The organism is Vibrio sp. 10N.286.51.B11 (assembly GCF_041469245.1).
Lineage (GTDB): Bacteria > Pseudomonadota > Gammaproteobacteria > Enterobacterales > Vibrionaceae > Vibrio > Vibrio crassostreae_C.
The window spans coordinates 87,258-107,428 of the sequence record NZ_JBFRKI010000019.1; the positions used below are offsets into that span (position 1 = coordinate 87,258).

General features: G+C 37.8%; 18 protein-coding genes. All 18 read right to left on the reverse strand.

Annotated elements, in window-relative coordinates:
* Positions 1 to 221: 221 nt before the first annotated feature.
* Positions 222 to 1,364: a glycosyltransferase family 4 protein gene (locus tag AB4154_RS10445; protein ID WP_372122916.1), complete on the reverse strand. Its 1,143-nt coding sequence runs from the start codon at positions 1,362 to 1,364 to the stop codon at positions 222 to 224.
* Positions 1,365 to 1,370: 6 nt separating this feature from the next.
* Positions 1,371 to 2,444, reverse strand: a complete 1,074-nt coding sequence (locus AB4154_RS10450; protein WP_372122917.1) for an EpsG family protein — start codon at positions 2,442 to 2,444, stop codon at positions 1,371 to 1,373.
* Positions 2,445 to 4,370: an asparagine synthase (glutamine-hydrolyzing) gene (gene asnB / locus AB4154_RS10455; RefSeq protein WP_372122919.1), complete on the reverse strand. Its 1,926-nt coding sequence runs from the start codon at positions 4,368 to 4,370 to the stop codon at positions 2,445 to 2,447. It lies immediately after the preceding gene.
* Positions 4,371 to 4,372: 2 nt separating this feature from the next.
* Positions 4,373 to 5,392, reverse strand: coding sequence for a glycosyltransferase family 4 protein (locus tag AB4154_RS10460; protein WP_280604309.1), 1,020 nt, complete (start codon positions 5,390 to 5,392; stop codon positions 4,373 to 4,375).
* Between the two features lie 59 nt (positions 5,393 to 5,451).
* Positions 5,452 to 6,642 (reverse strand): glycosyltransferase, encoded by a 1,191-nt coding sequence (locus AB4154_RS10465; RefSeq protein WP_372122921.1) that lies wholly within the window; start codon positions 6,640 to 6,642, stop codon positions 5,452 to 5,454.
* A 454-nt stretch (positions 6,643 to 7,096) separates the two neighbouring features.
* Positions 7,097 to 8,185 (reverse strand): glycosyltransferase, encoded by a 1,089-nt coding sequence (locus AB4154_RS10470; RefSeq protein WP_372122923.1) that lies wholly within the window; start codon positions 8,183 to 8,185, stop codon positions 7,097 to 7,099.
* 5 nt (positions 8,186 to 8,190) lie between these two features.
* Positions 8,191 to 9,117 carry a hypothetical protein gene (locus tag AB4154_RS10475; protein ID WP_372122925.1) on the reverse strand — a complete coding sequence of 309 codons (927 nt, stop codon included), beginning with the start codon at positions 9,115 to 9,117 and terminating at the stop codon, positions 8,191 to 8,193.
* A gap of 159 nt (positions 9,118 to 9,276) precedes the next feature.
* The gene (locus AB4154_RS10480) at positions 9,277 to 10,206 is read right to left on the reverse strand and encodes a glycosyltransferase family 2 protein (RefSeq protein ID WP_372122927.1); all 930 of its coding nucleotides are present in this window, start codon (positions 10,204 to 10,206) and stop codon (positions 9,277 to 9,279) included.
* Complete coding sequence (locus tag AB4154_RS10485; RefSeq protein ID WP_372122929.1) at positions 10,203 to 11,660, reverse strand: lipopolysaccharide biosynthesis protein; 1,458 nt, start codon at positions 11,658 to 11,660, stop codon at positions 10,203 to 10,205. Before AB4154_RS10485 ends, AB4154_RS10480 begins: the two co-directional genes overlap by 4 nt.
* A 13-nt stretch (positions 11,661 to 11,673) precedes the next feature.
* Complete coding sequence (locus tag AB4154_RS10490) at positions 11,674 to 12,477, reverse strand: sulfotransferase domain-containing protein (protein ID WP_372122931.1); 804 nt, start codon at positions 12,475 to 12,477, stop codon at positions 11,674 to 11,676.
* 1 nt (position 12,478) lies between these two features.
* The gene (locus tag AB4154_RS10495; protein ID WP_372122933.1) at positions 12,479 to 13,180 is read right to left on the reverse strand and encodes a WbqC family protein; all 702 of its coding nucleotides are present in this window, start codon (positions 13,178 to 13,180) and stop codon (positions 12,479 to 12,481) included.
* Positions 13,177 to 14,256 (reverse strand): DegT/DnrJ/EryC1/StrS family aminotransferase, encoded by a 1,080-nt coding sequence (locus tag AB4154_RS10500; RefSeq protein WP_372122934.1) that lies wholly within the window; start codon positions 14,254 to 14,256, stop codon positions 13,177 to 13,179. The genes AB4154_RS10495 and AB4154_RS10500 overlap by 4 nt, the downstream gene beginning before the upstream one ends.
* Before the next feature lie 89 nt (positions 14,257 to 14,345).
* Positions 14,346 to 14,888, reverse strand: coding sequence for a dTDP-4-dehydrorhamnose 3,5-epimerase (gene rfbC, locus AB4154_RS10505; RefSeq protein ID WP_372122936.1), 543 nt, complete (start codon positions 14,886 to 14,888; stop codon positions 14,346 to 14,348).
* A gap of 1 nt (position 14,889) precedes the next feature.
* Positions 14,890 to 15,774 (reverse strand): dTDP-4-dehydrorhamnose reductase, encoded by an 885-nt coding sequence (rfbD, locus tag AB4154_RS10510; protein WP_280605163.1) that lies wholly within the window; start codon positions 15,772 to 15,774, stop codon positions 14,890 to 14,892.
* Complete coding sequence (gene rfbA, locus AB4154_RS10515; RefSeq protein WP_372122939.1) at positions 15,774 to 16,655, reverse strand: glucose-1-phosphate thymidylyltransferase RfbA; 882 nt, start codon at positions 16,653 to 16,655, stop codon at positions 15,774 to 15,776. Before rfbA ends, rfbD begins: the two co-directional genes overlap by 1 nt.
* Positions 16,655 to 17,749 carry a dTDP-glucose 4,6-dehydratase gene (rfbB, locus tag AB4154_RS10520; RefSeq protein ID WP_372122941.1) on the reverse strand — a complete coding sequence of 365 codons (1,095 nt, stop codon included), beginning with the start codon at positions 17,747 to 17,749 and terminating at the stop codon, positions 16,655 to 16,657. The genes rfbA and rfbB overlap by 1 nt, the downstream gene beginning before the upstream one ends.
* A 3-nt stretch (positions 17,750 to 17,752) precedes the next feature.
* On the reverse strand, positions 17,753 to 18,775 hold the full coding sequence (locus AB4154_RS10525) for an NAD-dependent epimerase/dehydratase family protein (RefSeq protein WP_372122943.1): 1,023 nt from the start codon (positions 18,773 to 18,775) through the stop codon (positions 17,753 to 17,755).
* 100 nt (positions 18,776 to 18,875) lie between these two features.
* Positions 18,876 to 20,153 (reverse strand): Vi polysaccharide biosynthesis UDP-N-acetylglucosamine C-6 dehydrogenase TviB, encoded by a 1,278-nt coding sequence (gene tviB, locus AB4154_RS10530; protein ID WP_372122945.1) that lies wholly within the window; start codon positions 20,151 to 20,153, stop codon positions 18,876 to 18,878.
* Positions 20,154 to 20,171: the final 18 nt, after the last annotated feature.

Here is a 20,171-nt window from a genome sequence, read left to right on the forward strand (position 1 = left end):
ATGCTCCAAATGAACGAACGAAGTTATGAAAATACACACACTAAAGAACATAACCTACCATGGTGAATATCGAGGCTAAGTATATAGTTACGCGGTAAAACGGAGGAAAGGTACACTTCAACATAAGGTTTTTCACCCAACTAAAATCGATAAACAAAGACTGACTAAGCCTTTAGTATGATCAAACTAAAGACCATAAGCCAGCAATGTGCTTTTAACCTTTATTTATTAAGGAGAGGTATGTCATAACTCAGGTTCATAACGGACTCCAAGGCATATTGAACTACAATTTGTTCATCATATTCTTCTGCAATACGCGCTCGACTATTTGAACACATTAGTCCATATGACGTAGCATCAAGTTGAAGCATCGTAACCATTTGCTTATACAGAGAATCTGAAGATTTAACTTCACACAACAAGCCGTTAAAGCCATGAGTAATAACATGCTTGCAGCCAGGCACATTGGTAGCAACACTGGGCAAGCCCATTGCTCCGGCTTCCAATAATGTTCTTGGCATACCTTCACGGTAAGAAGGTAATACAACACAATCTGCATTAGCATAAACTTGCGCTATCGTGTCATTTGGACCAAGCCAGTTAATGTAATCGAATTTAGATAATTTATTTAACTCATCTGATGACAAAGCTGAAGCATTTTCCACACCCGCAAAACCACACAAATCAAGCGTAAATACATAACCGTTTTCAGCCAGTTTATGAGCTGCCGCGATAAGCTCTCGAACCCCTTTATCACCAAGCATTCTTCCAACAAACAAAAAGCGGAAGGGTTCGTCAACACAACGACTTACTTTCATTGACGGCTCAAACTTATCGATATTGACGCCAGACCCAGGCAGTAGCGTCAATTTATTTTTATTGACTAGCTTATTGCTAATCAATAATTCCATATCTTCAGGGTTCTGGCAAAATACCTTACTGGCAAAAGGTTGGGATAAGCGATAGAGCAACTTCACTACTTTAGACGTTAAATTATCATTAATAAATGCCGTACCTAAACCAGATACATTATTAATGGCTTTCACTCCACTAAGCCGAGCCGCCCAAGTCCCATAGATATTATTTTTAATCGTGAAGTTGAAAGTTGCAATAGGTTTAACTTCAAGAAAAAAGCGAACAAGCCTATAAACCAATGCTAAGTCTTTAATAGGGTGACTGCCTTTGTTGTCCATTTCAAGGTGATGCCACTCACAACCAAGTTCATCAATTAACTTCTGTGAATAATCATCAGCAGGGGACAAGCAAACAACTTTAAAGCCATTTTCCTGAAAAGCGTTTATCGTGGACGACCTGAAATTATACAGATACCAAGATGTGTTGGCTGACAAAACTATTTTTTTCATAATTAACTACAATAGGGTAAATGGATAAAACTGATAAGGTAGCCAAGCAAAACTATGCCCAGCGAAGAAAAGCCATACGAACAAAACCAAGAAATAATAGCTGCAAATAAGCAGGACCCATTGTTTATTCGCCTTATTTGGACTCCCTAAAACTTCAGGTAAGTGGGAGAAAATAACCAATTGCAATGGTAACAAGTATAGTGCGACACGATCTACCGCGGTACTGGCAGATGTTAGAAAAAGAATAGCAAACGAAATTAATGATGCATATGAAAACCAACTCCATAACTGTTTTTCTTTAAAAAGCATGTTAAAGTAATTGCGGTAATATAAAAAAAGCACACTCGGCACGACACACATAAATACTCTAATTAATGCACCTTGGGATTGATATTCTGCTTCGACATAATTGGCATAAAGCGCATCAACACTATCTTGTAACAAAGTAACATAAGCCCCTAAAGCAGCAATGGCGATCCATAAAACACTTAGCATTCGACTCTTTGAAGAGATCAGTGCAGCTACAGGGATCAGCAAAACTGCCGATTTATGAAATAACGCTGCAACGATAATCCAAATAGAAAACCGAAAAGTAGATTTGTGTATTAATGCGTTAAGAGCGATCATTCCAAAGCCCAATGCTGTTGCTTGGCGTGAATAGCCCATTGCCAAGACAATAGTCATGTAAGGAATAGCCGCGACTATCGCAAGCATTGGTCTTGGCAAATTCTTACAAAATACCATTAAACCAAGGCTAAAAAAGAAACCACAGAGTAAATTAACAGTATATATCCCGCCACCTACAGCACTGGCGATATAGTTAAGCAACTGATAACCTGGGTCTCCTAGTAAGAGTACCTCTTGTAGCGTTAACCCATTGATTCTTTCCAAATAACCAAGGTAAGCATACCAATCCCCTCCAACCTCCACTCGAAAGCCGACTAAAAAAGTAATGACAACAGGTACAATCACCCAGACAACCGGTAAACGTTTTCCAGAATAGTTATAACCTTCCGTACGTCTTGGCTCCGCAAAAGCAAAAGCAGCGACTAAAAAAAATAATGTCCAGTACGCTAGCATTTATAAACCCTCAGCCTCAAGCCATTGCTGGAACATCAGTACGCACCATAACTGTGCTGTATGGTTATATTTCTCGGTTAAGTGTTCTTGCCAAAGCTTTGTGACCATAGGCTCATTTAAATAGCCTTCACGTTGCAATTTTACCGGGGCTATTAATCCCTCTGCCCATTCTCTTAATGATGTTCTTAGCCATGTATCGAGAGGAAGTGCAAAGCCCATCTTTGGGCGCTCAATTAGCTCTTTAGGCACATATTTATATAGTACCTCTCGTAAAGGCCACTTTGTCACACCATGTCTAAGTTTCATATCAAAGGGCAACGACCAAGCAAACTCTACAACTGAGTGATCTAACATTGGTACTCGAGTTTCTAATGACACAGCCATTGCAGCCCTATCAACTTTAGTTAAAATATCATCACTCATATATGTCATCATATCCAGAGCCATCATCATCTCTGGTACGCTCAAGCTTTCAGGCAAGGTATTTTTCGTAATAACTGACTTTGGTTCCTTACCTAGCAATACTAATTCTTCAGGCGTCTTACATTGAGAAACCAACCCCAAGTATAAATCCTTAGAGCTTTGAGCTTCTATTACCGCGGCCGCTTTATGCAGCTTATCGCCCAATTGACGCATTTTTTTTGCTTTAGGTAAAAGAGTGTTCAACCCATCGAGCTGCTGCGGAGAAAAACTACTTATTCCAGTGGATAACAACGTTCGAATTGCAAATGGCAATGTACTAACTCTGGGCCACATTGTATGGGCAAGCTGATGGCGGTTATAACCTGCAAATAGCTCATCACCACCATCACCTGACAGCGCAACCGTTACATGTTGCTTCGCTAATTTGGAGACTAAAAAGGTCGGTATTTGCGAAGAATCAGCAAAAGGCTCATCATAAACGTTGTGAAGATTAGGAATACAATCAAGGGCGTCTTGTGGGCTTACATACATTTCTGTATGTTCTGTACCTAAGTGTTTAGCAACAACCTTAGCATGTTCAGCTTCGTTATAATCTTTATTATCAAAACCCATAGTAAATGTTTTTACAGGCTTATTAGTATTTGCCTGCATCAAAGCCACAATGCTTGTAGAATCGACACCACCAGATAAAAATGCCCCTAATGGAACATCTGAAATCACTTGTCGATTAACTGCCATCGTCAACACTTCATCCAACTTATCGACAGCTTGTTGTGCAGTTCCAGCAAAACGATTTTCTAAACCTTTGTTTACCACATCTTCAGCAGACCAGTATTGTGACTCAACAATTGAGAGCTTAGAATCAATCGTTAAAAATGTACCGGGCATCAACTTAAAAGTCTGTTTGTAGATACAGTAAGGCGCGGGAATACAATTATGACGCATATATAGGCACAATACATCGCGGTCTATTTCTGGCTGAAAGGCTGGATGTCGCTTAAGTGCCTTTAACTCTGAAGCAAAAATCAGACTGCCATTTTGATTAGTATAAAATAGCGGCTTCTCACCTAGCCTATCTCTTGCTAAAAATAACTTTGATCGCTCCACATCCCATAGAGCAATAGCGAACATACCAGTCAGTTGCTTTAAAGTTTTTTCAAACCCCCAAGCATCAATACAAGCCAAAATCGTTTCAGTATCAGAGTGTCCTCGCCAAATTTCATCAGGAAACTGCTCTCGCAATTCTAAATGGTTATATACCTCACCATTAAACACCATCATGTAGCGGCCACTATTTGACGCCATTGGCTGATGACCCGCCGGGGACAAATCTTGAATAGCTAGTCGCCTATGACCGAAGGCTAATCCGTCTTTCTCAGAACACCAAAAACCGTCACTGTCTGGTCCACGGTGAACCAGCTGTGCGTTCATGTTCTTTATCGTATGATAAAGAAAGTCATTACTTTGAGAGTTAAAAGAGATGAATCCAGTAAAACCACACATAATTATTTATTGTTACCTGAAATAGAATCAAAAAGGGTAATAATCACGCTTGATTGCGCTTGTACAGAATATCGATTTTCAACAGCCTTACGACCGGCCTTTCCCATAACAGCGCGTAGTTCATGATCGATTAATAAACGATTTAGAGATGCGATAAATTCATTATGATTACTCGCTAATAAACCGCACTCGCTATCCGTTACAATAGTGGAATTGACACCGACGGGAGAAGCAACAACAGGAACACTACAAGCCATATATTGAATCAATTTATAGCCACATTTTCCCTTCTCCCAGGGGCCATCGTTTAGTGGCATAATGCCAACATCAAAACTACGTATATAATCGACTTCGTTGTCTTCCTTCCATGAAAGCACTTCAACTTTAATCCCATTAAGCTGCTCAACAATATCTTCACTTGCACCTACAAGCCTGAGCGTAAAATCGTGCTGTTTTGATAGCTCGATAAACACGTCAGAAAATTGAACGACGTATTTTTGAGTGGAAGGTGAGCCTATCCAGCCAATAACTAGGCTACCATCTTTATTCAGAGGCATTGTTGGATAGCGGTTTAAGTCGATAACTGTCGGTATTGTTACAATCTTATTAGCCCCAGCAGTATGTGCCCGACTAGCAAGATAGCCATTGCCTGCAACTACCGCTGTAGCATTTTCCATGACCTTATCGATTTTATGACCAAGTAAGCGACGAACAGTTTTATTGGACGACTGGTCGTAATTATGGAATATAGCATCATCGTAGTCGACAACGTAGTTTACACCTAATAACTTAATGATTCGCTCAAGCCAAGCAGGAAAGTATGGTATCAACTCATACTCTATCCAAATCACATCATACGCTTTGAGGCGAAACAACGTAAAAATTCGAAGCAAAAAGCATTTGAAAAGTAATAATTTAGGAATCGGTTCTTTATTATACAATCGAGTCAAATAATCATCATTAAACAACGCTTGTTGTCGAATTGTAAATCCAGCTTGTTCAAGGGTATTAAAATACTGCATGGTTCGAAGCCTAGTACTCGCGCCCTTCCGGGTGTATTTAGATAACAATAAAATCTTCTTCATTTTATGCATCGCTCATACACTTGATGGTATTTTTCTGCACCAACATCGGCAGAAAAAAGCTCTACTGCCGCTTTTCGACAACGTTCTGGGTAATCAGGGGCCAGCAAAAAATCATGCATCAATTTTAAACCACGTTTGATTTCTTCATCGCTGCCATCTTCAATCACAACACCAACATTGTATTTTTCAATTAAATCTGCCATATCACCTACCCCACGATTCCCAAGGATAGGTTTGCCACATGCTAAGAACTCAGCCATACGCGTTGGCGCTGAACCAATTTTACTCACCCCGGCAGTGAAATATAGGATACCAAACTTCAATTCATCGATTGCTGTTTTTACTTCATCTGCGGAGCATTGCTCAACGGAAAAGTTTGACAAATTATAGCTATTCGCAAGTTGATCTAACGTATGGCTATCATCGCGTGTCACAACTTTAAAGTCAGATTCCGGAAATAGTTCTGCCGAAAACTTAAGTGTATTAAACAGCCAGTCTAGGTGATACCAACCACTAATAACAGTGCCCATAGTACCTAGTTTAGTGTTCGAAAGAGGGCTATCAGCGTTAAGCGATGGATCAAAACGAGTAAGATCTACACAAGTAGGAATTACGGAGAATTTATCTTTTGATAAATTGGGAATAGCATTTACAAGGTAAGGAACGGCTACATTAGTTAAACTGATATTCACAGCAGAGTTAACTAACAACTTACGCTCTAAATACTTTAAAACTTTATAAATTACCGATTTCCTACTTAATCTCCGAGCATCAATCATTTCTTCAGGCCAAAGTGCTCGCATATCAAAGATAAAAGGCGTTCGTGTTATTTTTCCAACAGCCCAAGCAGCAATCGCTGGGATATAACTACGACAGTGAATCAGCTTTACCTTGTTACGTAAAGACAAACGAAAGGTGTCCCAAAATAACGTGAACAAATCCCATACTGTAGCTAACAAACGAGGTTTATGGTGATAGATTCTAGGTTGCCAATCAATACCAAAATTGACACACTCTAGCTTCAACTTTTCAATTTCTTCCTGATTTTCAAAATCATTTCGTTTTTCGAAGGTAACAAGAGTGATCGAATAATCTCTACTTAGCCTAGAGAGATAAGCGAGAACTTGAGACCTTCCAAGGGGCTCCGACAACCCCGTGTACGACAAGTACAATGTAGATGGTTTCATTTATTTACTTTCCATGGTTTCGTTTTAGCCATATTAGGAGCATCAGCATGCTCCATAAATGGTCTTCACAGCTATACTTTGGTGATCAATAATGACTAAAGTCGTAATAAGTCGATAATTAGTTCATTCGACATGTTTTAAGCACGCCAATTCTTGGGATTTTATTTCACACCCTAATTGCAAAGCACACGTCATCCACTTAGCCTTACAATCACCTAGTGACAGTGTGAATATATAGTCTTCCTTCAAGCGCTAGGGCAATAGACTTACAATTAAGTTTTGGCCAATCACGTCATTTATGATGTGCTTACACTCCCCATAAGAATTTAGAGCCAGGGTCAGTCGAGCTGATCACACCCCAACCGACTCTCAACGATAAAGTCGTCAAGTGGCACGAATTCAAACTCATTCAATTAACAGATCCTTTTAGAACGGTACGATTAACATCCAACCGTTATTTACAATCATCCGCGTCTAACAAACTCAAGTATCTTTTTGATATAGTTCCGATGGAGTACCTCTTAACCGCTTCTGAGTAAAACCCCGAAGGATGATTAAGTGACTTTGCATCAAAAATAGCTTCAGCCAATTTAACATAGTTACCAACTTCAACTAGCGTGCCATACTTGCCATTCTGAAGGATTTCTCTCGGCCCTGATTTACAATCGGTACTCACAACACTCAAACCATGATTAAGTGCTTCAATCATTACATTTGGCAATCCTTCTGTTGTTGAGGTCAAAACAAACAAATCGGAGTTTCGATAGTAACTTGTAGTATCGTCCACAAAACCTTCAAAGATTACCACATCATTAACATCGAGTTTCCTTGAAAGCTTTTCTAACTCAGGCCGCAATAACCCTTCCCCTAAAACATGCCAACTAAAATCTAGGTTATATTTGAATTTTAATAATGATGCAGTGTTTAGTAATGTTACGTAGTCTTTTGCAGCTTTTAGGTTTCCCACAGATAGGATACGTAGGCCTTTTTTAGCATCCTTTGTAACCATATGAATATCGTTGTTAATATTAATTGGATTACCGATTACTTTAATACCTGATTTCCTTAAATGTGCAACTTTACATATATCGTCCTTTACACCTTCCGAAACTGCAACAATATGATTTGCGAAGCGGTATAAACTCCAGGTGGAAATCATGAAAAGAAATTTAGATTTCATACTTTTTTGAGAATTAGAGTACATACCACCTTCTCTACAAACAACTGTTAACTTATTCGGTAAAAATAATTTACAAATAATCCCAATAATAGTTAAAGGCCACATAAAACACATTAAAGCGGATGGCTTATGTAGTTTCAAATACTTATATAAAGGTATAATTGACTGCCGAAAGGTTAGGCAGTCTAAATCATGTATAGTTACTTTTTCGTCAAAATGTGTGATTAACTCACCTTTCTTTTTAACCAAAATGATATCGACGGAGTATCCATTTGCCACCCAGTAGTTAGTCAAATTTAAAGCGACTCTTTCCGCTCCGCCACCAATAAGATTCGGTAAAAATAAAACGATTTTATTCGACATATGCTTCACAATTGTACCCCCAACTCTTTTAATATTGATTCAATTGCCAAGACTGGAGTATACTTAGATACATAACTAGACGTGTCAACATGATCGGAATCTAAAAAAATTTCAACTTTCGATATATCAATAGGTAATCCAAAATCTATGATAAGAATGTTATTTTCATTATAGAATGGTAATTCAGAAACTTTAGTATTATTTGTGATTAGTTTTTTTTGAAAAAATAGAGACTCAAAAACTCTCAAAGTTAAACCTACTTGCTCTCCCTTATTAATATCAAGTATTACTTTGCTTCTTGATACTTTTTCAATATTTTGAAAGTAAGTTAGCTTATCTCTTATTACTGATTTTTCTGATGATAGCGTACTATTTATTTGAAGATCTGGAATATATACTTCAACATTGACATCTAATGATGATATAGAGTCTAAAAATCTATTTATGTAAAGTGCTCTACCTTTATCTAGACCAAGGAAAAATATATCGATAATATCTTTCTTATCTCCAACATCTTGGACACAATTATAAATATAAAATTGTTGATAGCAATTAATCTCGTATTTAATTGAATCTTCAACATCAAACGTCAATAAGGTACAACTATTCGATAATTTACTTAACCATGTCCAACTATTATTAGAGATTGTATTTCTAATTAGCATGAACTTGTTTTCACAATCCAATCCAGATACATAATCCCTATACAGAATGTTATCCTTAAATATGACAACATCATCACTGACTAATAACAAAGAAATCATCTTAGACAGGAAAAAATTAAATATAGGATACAGTCTAAGTTTAAGCATAGCTTTAATTAAAATATTAGGTATCACCATATTATAAGCATGAAATAATGCACCAAAGTTCTTTATCATTACTTTATCATAGTCGGTATCCCAACCAATAAAAATAATTTTTCGTTTCATTTTTTACTCTTATAAATGTAAGGATTACAGACTAACTTATTGGATTAGCGAAAGAAAAATATATATAGTAATCAATTTGTAGAATAGCATTTAAAATTAATCAATAGTGGTTAGGAATAATCGATTACTATTGTTCCTATAGGTAACATCTGAATAATGCTACTTTCTAATCAACTTGTTTTTCAAAAAAAAACTGGTTTTATCTATCAAAGATCGGAATAGAACCAAGGCATTATTTTTAGTAATTAATCTCTTAAATAACTCTTTTAGAAAATAGTCACTAATCTGTTGATCTCCAATTCTCTTATAATAAAGGTATAATAATGCAATTGATTTGATCACCATATATGATTTTTCATTCGAATTAACTGATGAAAACACTCCGCCATCATGAACTCTGTAAGCTGAAGGTTTTATAGAGTCCAAATACTTGCCTTTACCGTAAGTACCAAGCAATGACCAATAAAACAAATCACCAATTGGTGTAATACTGAATTCATTTGGAAATTTTAAATGCACATTTCTATAACATGCGGTCAATGTGTTGATAGGTTGCGTTTTCATTAATTCAATTTTACTTAAATCTTTATTTACCCCATTACCAACCTGTCCACTCAAAGCTCCATCCTTGCCTATTTTAATTGAATCTGCATATGTAATAACATAGTCAGAATGCTTGTCTAAAAATTCGACTTGTTTTTTTAGTTTAAGTTCATCACACCAAAAGTCGTCACCTTCACAACGAGCTATATATTTACCCGATGAAAAAGACTCTGCATAGGGAACAACCCTGAAAGTTCCTTTAGAATATTGATTCTTAGATTGGAATATTGGCTTAACTATATTTGGGTATAATTTTTGATAGGAACGAATTATGTCAGCTGTCGTATCGGTAGAGGCATCGTCATGAACAATAATTTCAAAAGAAAAATCTGTTTCTTGCATTAAAAAACTTCTTATCGCGTCTTCGATATAAGCTTCGTGATTAAAGGTTACACAGATGACACTAACAATAATTTCTTCTTTATCTAACCAAGAGGATATTATATCTTTCTCACTTCTTAATATCACTTCTTTTATATTAATCACTTAACACCTACTTTTTGTCTTAATATTGGGACTAACAATTGATGAATACTATTACTAGGACTAGTTTTAAAAATAAAATTAAATCCCACATAAAGAAAGAAAAACAACATTACTTTCATTAAAAATCCCAAAATGATATTCAAGTCTAAATAAAAATAAACCTGATAACTAAGAACTACTGAACATATACCTAATATCATTTGACTAAGAATAGGATTTAAAAAAGACATAGAATCCATATTCAACTCTTTACTCGCAAAAATAATGTTAAGCATAACTGAAAAGAGCGACACAAGCACTAAACCGTATAGATACACTTCGATTCCATTGTAATACGCGTTCAAAAAATTTAATGTATGCAAAGATTTTTTCATTATCTCCAATTTAAGAAAGGCTCTAGAGTTCCCTCTACTAATTAATACGTTAACCAACAGAGCACTCAGAGGGTATGCAAACCCACTGAGTAAGAGCAGTTCCATATATTGTACTGAAGGCAACCACTTGTCTGAAAACAAAAATAGAATAAGTTCTTCAGCTGTTAGATAGACTCCACCAAGTAACAAGAAAACAACAAAACATAGTATATTCAGTGTATCTATTATTATCCCCCTAAACCTAGGGAGATCATTTTGGACTTTACTTAGTATAGGAAACATCACTGACATTAAACTACCCGAAGAGTATTGAATAATCAGGGCGTTAAACTGTTTTGCTCTTTGAAAGTACCCAAGGGTGGTTACAGGGAATAATTTACCAATGATAAGAAAATCAAGTCGAGTAAAAATTGCATCGAGTAAACTAGATAAAAACATTCGAAAACCAAACCCCCACAATTGCCTCAACGCTTTTAACGAGAAGGTTAAGGTAGGACGCCAGTTAGCCGTTTTCCAAAGTATTATATTGTAAAATATGCCTTGAGAAAGAATTTGAGCAACTAAACTCCATACTCCCCAACCATTAAATGCGAGTGTTACACCTAAAACACCACTCAATAGTGATGATTGAAAGCTAGCTTTAGTCAACAAAGGATAGTTCAGTTGTTTTCTTAGTCGAATTGCTTGTACACTACTGCATGCATTTATGATAAAAATAACGCTGATCACTTGTGTTAGCTTTACCAATTCAATGTTGTTATAAAACCTAGCGATAAAATCAGCCGAATAATATGTGATACAAGTTAGAGCTAGAGCTATAGATATATTAAAATAAAAAACAGATGAATAATGAACTTCTAGTAACTTTCTGCGCTGAATTAATGCACCGCCCAAGCCTACATCGGTGAAGACTTGTGCAACTCCGACAACAACCATTAGCATTGCGATCAACCCGAAGTCACTTGGTTCTAATAGTCGAGCTAGGAATATGGTGACTATAAATCCGGTCCCTTGGGTGGCAAGTTTCCCCAAAAAGTCCCAAACAAACGCTTTTATTCCTTTAGATTTTAAATCTTTCATAACTCATAAAGTACTATCTAATAAATTCAGATAGCCCAACCTCTTTCAAATAATTAGATATTTTTTTTATAATTTCAGGTTGTAGTGTTGTTGAGTATAATGAATTTACATCTGATTTCTTAATTACAGAATATGTACCATCTACAGTAGAGCTTGGATTTAAAAAATCATATGTTTGTTGTGTTATCTCGACTTCCAAAAACTCATATATATCCTCTGTTGTAGATACTGGATTAATACAAAGATCTTCATAACTAATAATACAAACTCTATCAGGAAACTTCTGCTTCAAGAACCTGAACATCAGAACTACTTCAGACCATTTTTTTAACCCAAAATACTCTTCTTCTCGATATAAATTCTTTTTTGAAGCATGGATCAATTCATCTTTCAAATCCCAACCAAGATCTTTTCTAAACTCCCGAGGAGCATTATACCAACTATTGATAACTGAGTAAGGGCTTCTTACTAAAGCTAACAACTTTACATCCTCATCTTGGGTCAGCAAGTTTTCAATTATATTATGATAACGGACTTCTTTGTAAACAATAAAATCTGTTTCATCATTCTTATTAAAAACAGGCTTTTTGCCATCAATACGATCCAATTTCTGTTTAATAAAATCATTTTCAGTAGTTGATAGATTATAAAAAAAATTATTTATATTTTCTAGACTGGAATTCTCATTTAGGTAAGACTTAAATTCATATGAAAATAAAGGCTGAAATGAATAATTAACTTGAGGGGAACTATTTATTATTTCACCCAACCATGATGAACCGGATCTAGGTACAGAGTGAATTGCAACTTTATGCATATTATATTAACTCGTAATTTGTTAGTAATCGACACACATCTTCTCTACTATTCCACATGAGCACATCAATTATAGATAAATGACTTACGAAACCCTCTTTTCCTTGCGGGTAAATAATGGATCCCATTTCAATAAATGAAAGAGACAATTTATTATTCTGAAAATTTTCTTTTGAATAAAGTTCAATCCCACCAATAGGATTAACATACTCGTTGCAATTTGATTGCTTACACGTTTCGATGACTCTATCTTCACCTTTTAACTCATGAGAAACAGTTAGTGAAGATGAAATTACTATCGGTGTGTTTATATTTAGATACTCATTAATCTTAACTATGGAATTCAGTATGTAATCAAATAGATTATCCATATCACATTCGATGATATCTGTTAGTAATGGCATTACCTCTTTATAAAAATCCGCATTTCTATAACCACTTTCAATTTTTCTTAATATTTTCTTTCTCTCGACTTTATAAACTGGTGAAATTGTACGGTCACAAACATTTAGATAACTTGAATCTTTTGTTAAATTAATAGAAAACACCATTTCTTTTCCGTTAACTAGAATCCTATTTCTATTTATCCAACCAGTTTTTGTAAATTGAATGTTGTCATATACTACAAATTTATCAACCTCATTAATAAGTTGGAAATAACCTAAATAAGGCAAAAAATAGGGTTGCATAATTCCTAATTTCATTTAATTTCCTTTTTTATAGTGCTTATGACTTTTGATATTTCGGCTAGTGTTATGTGTGCGTGCATAGGAAGACACAATATTCTTGAAGACGCATCGCAACTATTCACCGTCCCGTAATTATAACTATCAACAAACACTTTATCTAAAGAAGGTGAGAAGTAATGTCTACTTTGAATATTGTTATCCTGCAGAGCTTTCGACACATTCTGCAGTTGCTTGGCATTTTCTAGGAGAATAGGCATATAAGCACCGTTTGCATTAGCTTCAGGGTGCCACTCCGGTAGTTGTACGATATTTTTTAAGCCATTACGATACGCATGAAAGAGTTCAGCTCTATGATTCAAAACATTATCAATCTCATCAAGATTAACTAACCCTACAGCAGCTTGATACTCATTCATTTTGGCATTAATACCGATATTGACAATACCTTCATCTGGCCTTATACCAAAGTTAATAATTTCTTCAGCCTTCTCATAAGCATCTCTTTCCCTAAATACAATGGCTCCGCCCTCTACAGTATGAAATACTTTTGTTGCATGAAAACTTAAAGTACTTGCATCGCCGTAGTTAAGTACCGATTTATTGTTCACATTAACACCAAACGCATGAGCAGCATCATAAATAGTCTGAAAATTATACTGTTCACCTAGCGCGCTTATAGCATCAACATCGCACGGATTACCATAAACATGCGTTGCAACTACAGTATCAGCCTTACAGCCTTTCTTATAAGCCGAATTTATTGCGTGTGGTGATAAATTTAGACTCGCTTTGTCTATGTCAGCAAAAGCCAATTCGTCTTTTTGCCACTTAAATGCACTAACCGTCGCAACAAAACTAAATGGGGTTGAAATAACGGACTGACTACCAATCGCCCTCCCTGCTATCTGCAAAGCCGATGTGCCATTATTTGTTAGAAGTAGGTTTTCAACACCTAAATATTCTTCTAACTTTTCCGTTAACTCGTTATGAATTGGACCAAAATTTGTATACCAGCCATTATCGTTGATTTTCTCAAGATACTTATATAGTTTTTTAAGGTTTGGTTTTACTGGTGAGTTTAATGCGATCATTTTAAATTTCCCTTCGAACAGAAAATAGCAGTATCATTCTGCCAATTAATACCTAGTCATGTAGCATGGCATCCATTAGATGATACTATTTAATAGCGAGTAGATATTAGATCAACACCCTCTAAATCCTTTTTTGATAATATTGGTAGTGTAGATATAGGCCATTTCACACCAATATTTTTATCATTCCACTTAATCGAGACTTCAGAGGAAGGGTCATAATAATTAGTGCACTTATAAACAAACTCAGCTTCTTCGCTTGTTACATAAAAGCCATGTGCAAAACCTTCAGGCACCCACAATTGACGTTTATTTTCAGAAGATAAATATTCACCCACCCACTGCCCGTAAGTTGGCGAACCTTTACGAATATCGACGGCTACATCAAACACTTCGCCAGAAACCACACGGACCAATTTACCTTGCGTGTTTTTGGTTTGAAAATGTAGGCCGCGTAAAATGCCTTTCTTCGATTTTGAGTGGTTATCTTGCACAAATTGAGTGGGTTTACCTGTAACTTGTTCTTCAAAACGTTTTTGATTCCAAGTTTCCATAAAGAAACCGCGTTCATCACCGAATACGCTTGGTTCAATAATTTTCACATCAGGAATACTAGTGTCAATGACTTTCATTTTATGATCCTGTATACGCTTGAATATTGTTTAATGCCGCCTTCCAATCACTCGCTTCAACAGTGAAATTTTGGATGATTTTCTCGTTGCTCAATCGAGAGTTACTTGGCCGCTTAGCAGGGGTTGGGTATTGGTCGGTCGTGATGCTTGTTAAGCTCGGCTTCTTCGCTAGTACTCCTTGCTCAACCGCAACATCAAAAATAGCATCAGCAAAGTCAAACCAACTCACATGAGGCAAACCCGAGTAGTGATAAACACCGTAATCCACCATATCTCCCTGAGTGATGCGCTTCGCAATTTGAATCAATGCTTCTGCAATATCACCCGCATAGGTAGGCCCACCAAACTGATCACCAACAATACTCAAGGCGTCTCGGTTTTCACCTAAACGCAGCATGGTTTTCACGAAGTTATTGCCATTTTCACCAAACACCCATGCAGTACGCAGGATAATGTGTTTATCACAAGCTTGTGCCACGGTGATTTCACCGGCGAGCTTACTTTTACCATAAATGCCTTGCGGGTTTGTCGCATCCGTTTCCACATACTCGCTCGCTTTATCGCCTTCAAAGACATAATCGGTCGAGATATGCAAAATGGCCGCACCAACACTTTGTGCTGCTTGGGCAAGGTATTTTGGACCATCTCTATTTATTGCATACGATAACTCAATTTGTTGTTCTGCTTTATCAACAGCAGTATGCGCTGCAGCATTAATAATCACCGTTGGTTGAAATACCTCAACTGCTGCAAAAACAGCATCGCTATTTGTTATATCGAGTTGCTCTTTATCAAGAGCTAGCACTACTGTATTTTTACGTTCACTGAGCTTTTGAGTAAGACTTGAACCAACTTGACCGTGACAACCGGTGATTAATACACGCATTACTTTATACCTTGTTTGTCATTGACTAAACGGGTGAGGTATTGCCCATAATCATTCTTCATCATCGGTTTAGCTAGAGTAGACACTTGCTCGTCACTCAACCAACCGTTGCGCCATGCGATCTCTTCTAGACACGCGACTTTTAAGCCTTGAACATTTTCAATCGTTTGCACGAAAGACGAGGCTTCATGCAGGCTTTCATGCGTTCCAGTATCTAACCATGCAAAACCACGACCGAGTAACTCTACGTTTAGCGAGCCGTCATTTAAGTACATTTCATTGAGGGTTGTAATTTCTAACTCGCCACGGTGTGATGGCTTCACTTGCTTGGCCATTTCCACCACACGATTATCGTAGAAATACAGCCCCGTTACTGCATAGTTGGACTTTGGTGTTTGAGGCTTCTCTTCAATAGAGACGGCTTTCATCTCTTCATCAAACTCAACCACACCAAAACGCTCTGGATCTTTGACTTGGTAACCGAATACCGTGGCACCAGATTCTCTTGACGCTGCGCTTTGCAGCGTTTTAGAAAAAGACTGACCGTAGAAGATATTATCACCAAGAACTAAACAGACGCTGTCATCACCAATGAACTCTTCACCGATGATAAATGCCTGTGCTAAACCATCAGGGCTTGGTTGAATTGCATACTCTAGATTAATACCAAAATCAGAACCATCACCCAATAGACGCATAAAACCGGCATTATCTTCAGGTGTTGTAATGATTAGAATATCTTTAATACCCGCCAGCATTAATGTAGAAATTGGGTAAAACACCATCGGCTTATCATAGATAGGCAATAGCTGTTTCGACACCCCACGAGTCAATGGATATAATCGAGTCCCTGAACCACCCGCCAGAACAATTCCTTTCATTAGCTTTCACCTTCTTGAGATGTATCAACGCCTAAACGCTCCCGTTGGTATGAGCCGTCTTGTACGTTTTGGCACCAAGTTGAATGGTCTAAATACCATTGAACAGTCTTTTTAAGGCCAGTTTCGAAGGTTTCTTCTGGTACCCAGCCAAGTTCACGCTGCATTTTGCTTGAGTCGATCGCATATCGACGGTCGTGGCCAGGGCGATCTTGCACATAGGTGATCTGCTCTGCATACTTCGAGTCTTTCGGGACTAATGTGTCTAAGATTTCACAAATCGTATTCACAACTTCGAGGTTTTTCTTCTCGTTATGACCACCAATATTGTAGGTCTCGCCCACTTTACCTTCGGTCACCACTTTGTAGAGCGCTCGAGCGTGGTCTTCAACAAACAGCCAGTCACGGATTTGATCGCCTTTACCGTAAATGGGCAATTCTTTTCCTTCTAATGCATTTAAAATCACTAATGGAATTAGCTTTTCCGGAAAGTGATATGGCCCGTAGTTATTTGAGCAATTGGTTACCATAGTTGGTAATCCGTAAGTACGAAGCCATGCACGCACTAAGTGATCGGAACTTGCCTTTGAGGCTGAGTATGGACTTGACGGTTCGTACGACGTTTCTTCTGTGAATAATGGTAGCTTTGAACCTTCTTCAACTTCATCTGGATGCGGCAAATCACCATAGACTTCGTCTGTTGATACATGATGAAAACGAAAAGCCTGCTTAGCCTCTGTATCTAGGTTATTCCAGTAAGCTCTCGTCGCTTCTAATAATGTATAAGTACCGACAACGTTAGTTTCGATGAACGCTGCTGGGCCTGTAATTGAACGGTCGACATGCGACTCTGCAGCAAGGTGCATTACAGCGCTAGGCTTGTGCTCGTTGAATACTCGATCTAGTTCTGAACGATTACAAATATCTACCTGTTCGAATGCATAACGGTCATTCGAATCCACTTCTATAAGAGACTCTAAATTGCCTGCGTAAGTGAGCTTATCAACGTTGATCACGTTGTCTGAAGTATTATTGATGATATGACGAATAACAGCTGAGCCGATAAAACCAGCACCGCCAGTGACTAATATTTTCATGCGTTAACCTATAAATCCCTTATACCAAGGCATCGCCTTATTGATACCATCTTGGATACGAAACGCTGGAACATAGCCTAGCTTGTCATGCGCTTTTGCAATATTTGCTTGCGAGTGCCTTACATCACCCGCTCGGAAATCGCGATAGGTTGGAGCTGTATCTAAGCTAAAACCTAACCCATTAAGCGCATTTTGAATTGAAGCATAAAGCTCGTTTAGGGTGGTTCTGTCACCCAGTGCCACGTTATACACCTCATCCTTGGCAGAATCTTCCGCAGTAGCTGCCAGAATATTCATTTGAACCGTATTATCGATGAAACAAAAATCACGACTGGTTTCGCCATCACCATTAATGAACACCTCTTCGCCTTGAATCATTGATGCTGTCCACTTTGGAATCACCGCTGCGTAAGCACCGTTTGGATCTTGTCTTGGTCCAAATACGTTAAAGTAGCGCAGCCCTATGCTTTTAAATCCATAAGTACGAGCAAAAACATTCGCATAAAGCTCATTTACATACTTAGTCACGGCGTAAGGTGATAGCGGATTACCGATATTTTCTTCAACCTTAGGCAGCGCTGGGTGGTCGCCATAAGTCGAGCTACTTGCCGCATAGGTAAAGCTTGTTACTTGCTCTTCTTTGGCAGCAGTGAGCATATTAAGAAAACCCGTGATATTCGCTGCATTAGTAGTAATAGGATCAGCAATAGAACGGGGCACACTGCCTAATGCCGCTTGGTGTAAAACGTAATCTACGCCTTTGACAGCATCCTGACAGGCTTCATAATTGCGAATATCACCCTCTATGAAGGTAAAATTATCCCACTGGTTAACCTCAACTAAGCCTTTTACTTCATCTAGGTTACGCTGATGGCCGGTTGCAAAGTTATCTAAACCAACCACTTTTTGGTTTAGTTTTAATAATGTTTCTAGAAGGTTGGAGCCAATAAAGCCGGCAACACCGGTTACTAACCAGGTTTTGGGAGCGGCAACAAGTTCACTTTTAATTTGTTCGAATTTAGTCATGATGTCTCTTTACTAACGATTCAGTACTTCAGTGCTTAAGGAGGTAAGGAGGGATAATCATTCTGTTAAATAACAGACATCTCCCCTCCCATCAACCAACCTATAAACGCATGTCTACATCTGATTTATCCAATACGTATTTCAAGTCGTAAAGTACGTGAGCCTCTTTACCTAATGCATGAATTTCTGCCGCACCCATTTGCTTAAACTCATTGTGGCCTACCGCCATGATGATGGCATCGTAATGGTTGGATTTTGGCTGGGTTAACGATAAGCCGTACTCATGCTGTGCTTCTTCGTTTGAACACCAAGGATCAACAACATCGACATTGATGTTGTACTCTTTTAGTTCAGCGACAATATCAACCACTTTCGTATTACGCAGATCTGGGCAGTTTTCTTTAAAAGTAAGCCCCATCACTAATACGTTTGCTCCTTCAACATGGATACGCTGTTTGAGCATCTTCTTTACCAACTCAGAAACAACATACTTGCCCATGCCATCGTTTAGACGACGACCAGCTAAAATCATTTCAGGGTGATAACCCACCGTTTGTGCTTTGTGTGTTAGGTAGTATGGATCCACACCAATACAGTGGCCACCCACTAAACCTGGACGAAACGGTAAGAAATTCCATTTTGTGCCAGCTGCTTCTAATACTTCTAAGGTGTCGATATTTAGCTTATTGAAGATAATAGAAAGTTCATTAATCAATGCAATGTTTACATCACGTTGAGTGTTCTCTATTACCTTTGCCGCTTCTGCTACTTTGATGCTTGAAGCTTTATGAGTGCCTGCTGTAATGATAGTTTTGTAAAGTTGATCTACAAATTCGGCAACCTCATCGTTCGAGCCACTTGTGACCTTTAAGATATTCGTCACTCGGTGTTCTTTATCGCCCGGGTTAATACGCTCGGGCGAGTAGCCCGCAAAAAAGTCTTTATTAAACGTTAAGCCTGACACGGACTCCACTACTGGAATACAGGTTTCTTCTGTTGCTCCTGGGTATACTGTCGATTCATAAATCAGTATGTCACCTTTACTCACAATCGAGCCCAAAGCTTCTGATGCTTTGATCAATGGGGTTAAATCAGGCTGCTTGTGCTCGTCAATTGGCGTCGGTACCGTAACAATATAAACATTGGCTTCTTTGAGTTCATTAAGGTCTGCCGTGTACGTAAGAAGCTCCGCTTCTTTAAGCTCTTCTGCCGAGCATTCAAGCGTAAAATCGGAACCACTTTTAAGCTCATCAACGCGAGATTGGTTGATATCAAAGCCTAACGTTGGCATTTTTTTACCAAACTCTACAGCGAGCGGCAAGCCAACATAACCCAAGCCAATTATCGCTACTTTGGTATTTTCAAACATGGACGTCATATTTATTCCTAAAATATT

Coding starts and splice junctions, on each gene's coding strand:
- AB4154_RS10445 (WP_372122916.1), bottom strand. CDS start 1,364: ATGAAAAAAATAGTTTTGTCAGCCAACACATCTTGGTATCTGTATAAT.
- AB4154_RS10450 (WP_372122917.1), bottom strand. CDS start 2,444: ATGCTAGCGTACTGGACATTATTTTTTTTAGTCGCTGCTTTTGCTTTT.
- asnB (WP_372122919.1), bottom strand. CDS start 4,370: ATGTGTGGTTTTACTGGATTCATCTCTTTTAACTCTCAAAGTAATGAC.
- AB4154_RS10460 (WP_280604309.1), bottom strand. CDS start 5,392: ATGCAGTATTTTAATACCCTTGAACAAGCTGGATTTACAATTCGACAA.
- AB4154_RS10465 (WP_372122921.1), bottom strand. CDS start 6,642: ATGAAACCATCTACATTGTACTTGTCGTACACGGGGTTGTCGGAGCCC.
- AB4154_RS10470 (WP_372122923.1), bottom strand. CDS start 8,185: ATGTCGAATAAAATCGTTTTATTTTTACCGAATCTTATTGGTGGCGGA.
- AB4154_RS10475 (WP_372122925.1), bottom strand. CDS start 9,117: ATGAAACGAAAAATTATTTTTATTGGTTGGGATACCGACTATGATAAA.
- AB4154_RS10485 (WP_372122929.1), bottom strand. CDS start 11,660: ATGAAAGATTTAAAATCTAAAGGAATAAAAGCGTTTGTTTGGGACTTT.
- AB4154_RS10490 (WP_372122931.1), bottom strand. CDS start 12,477: ATGCATAAAGTTGCAATTCACTCTGTACCTAGATCCGGTTCATCATGG.
- AB4154_RS10495 (WP_372122933.1), bottom strand. CDS start 13,180: ATGAAATTAGGAATTATGCAACCCTATTTTTTGCCTTATTTAGGTTAT.
- AB4154_RS10500 (WP_372122934.1), bottom strand. CDS start 14,256: ATGATCGCATTAAACTCACCAGTAAAACCAAACCTTAAAAAACTATAT.
- rfbC (WP_372122936.1), bottom strand. CDS start 14,888: ATGAAAGTCATTGACACTAGTATTCCTGATGTGAAAATTATTGAACCA.
- rfbD (WP_280605163.1), bottom strand. CDS start 15,774: ATGCGTGTATTAATCACCGGTTGTCACGGTCAAGTTGGTTCAAGTCTT.
- rfbA (WP_372122939.1), bottom strand. CDS start 16,655: ATGAAAGGAATTGTTCTGGCGGGTGGTTCAGGGACTCGATTATATCCA.
- rfbB (WP_372122941.1), bottom strand. CDS start 17,749: ATGAAAATATTAGTCACTGGCGGTGCTGGTTTTATCGGCTCAGCTGTT.
- AB4154_RS10525 (WP_372122943.1), bottom strand. CDS start 18,775: ATGACTAAATTCGAACAAATTAAAAGTGAACTTGTTGCCGCTCCCAAA.
- tviB (WP_372122945.1), bottom strand. CDS start 20,153: ATGACGTCCATGTTTGAAAATACCAAAGTAGCGATAATTGGCTTGGGT.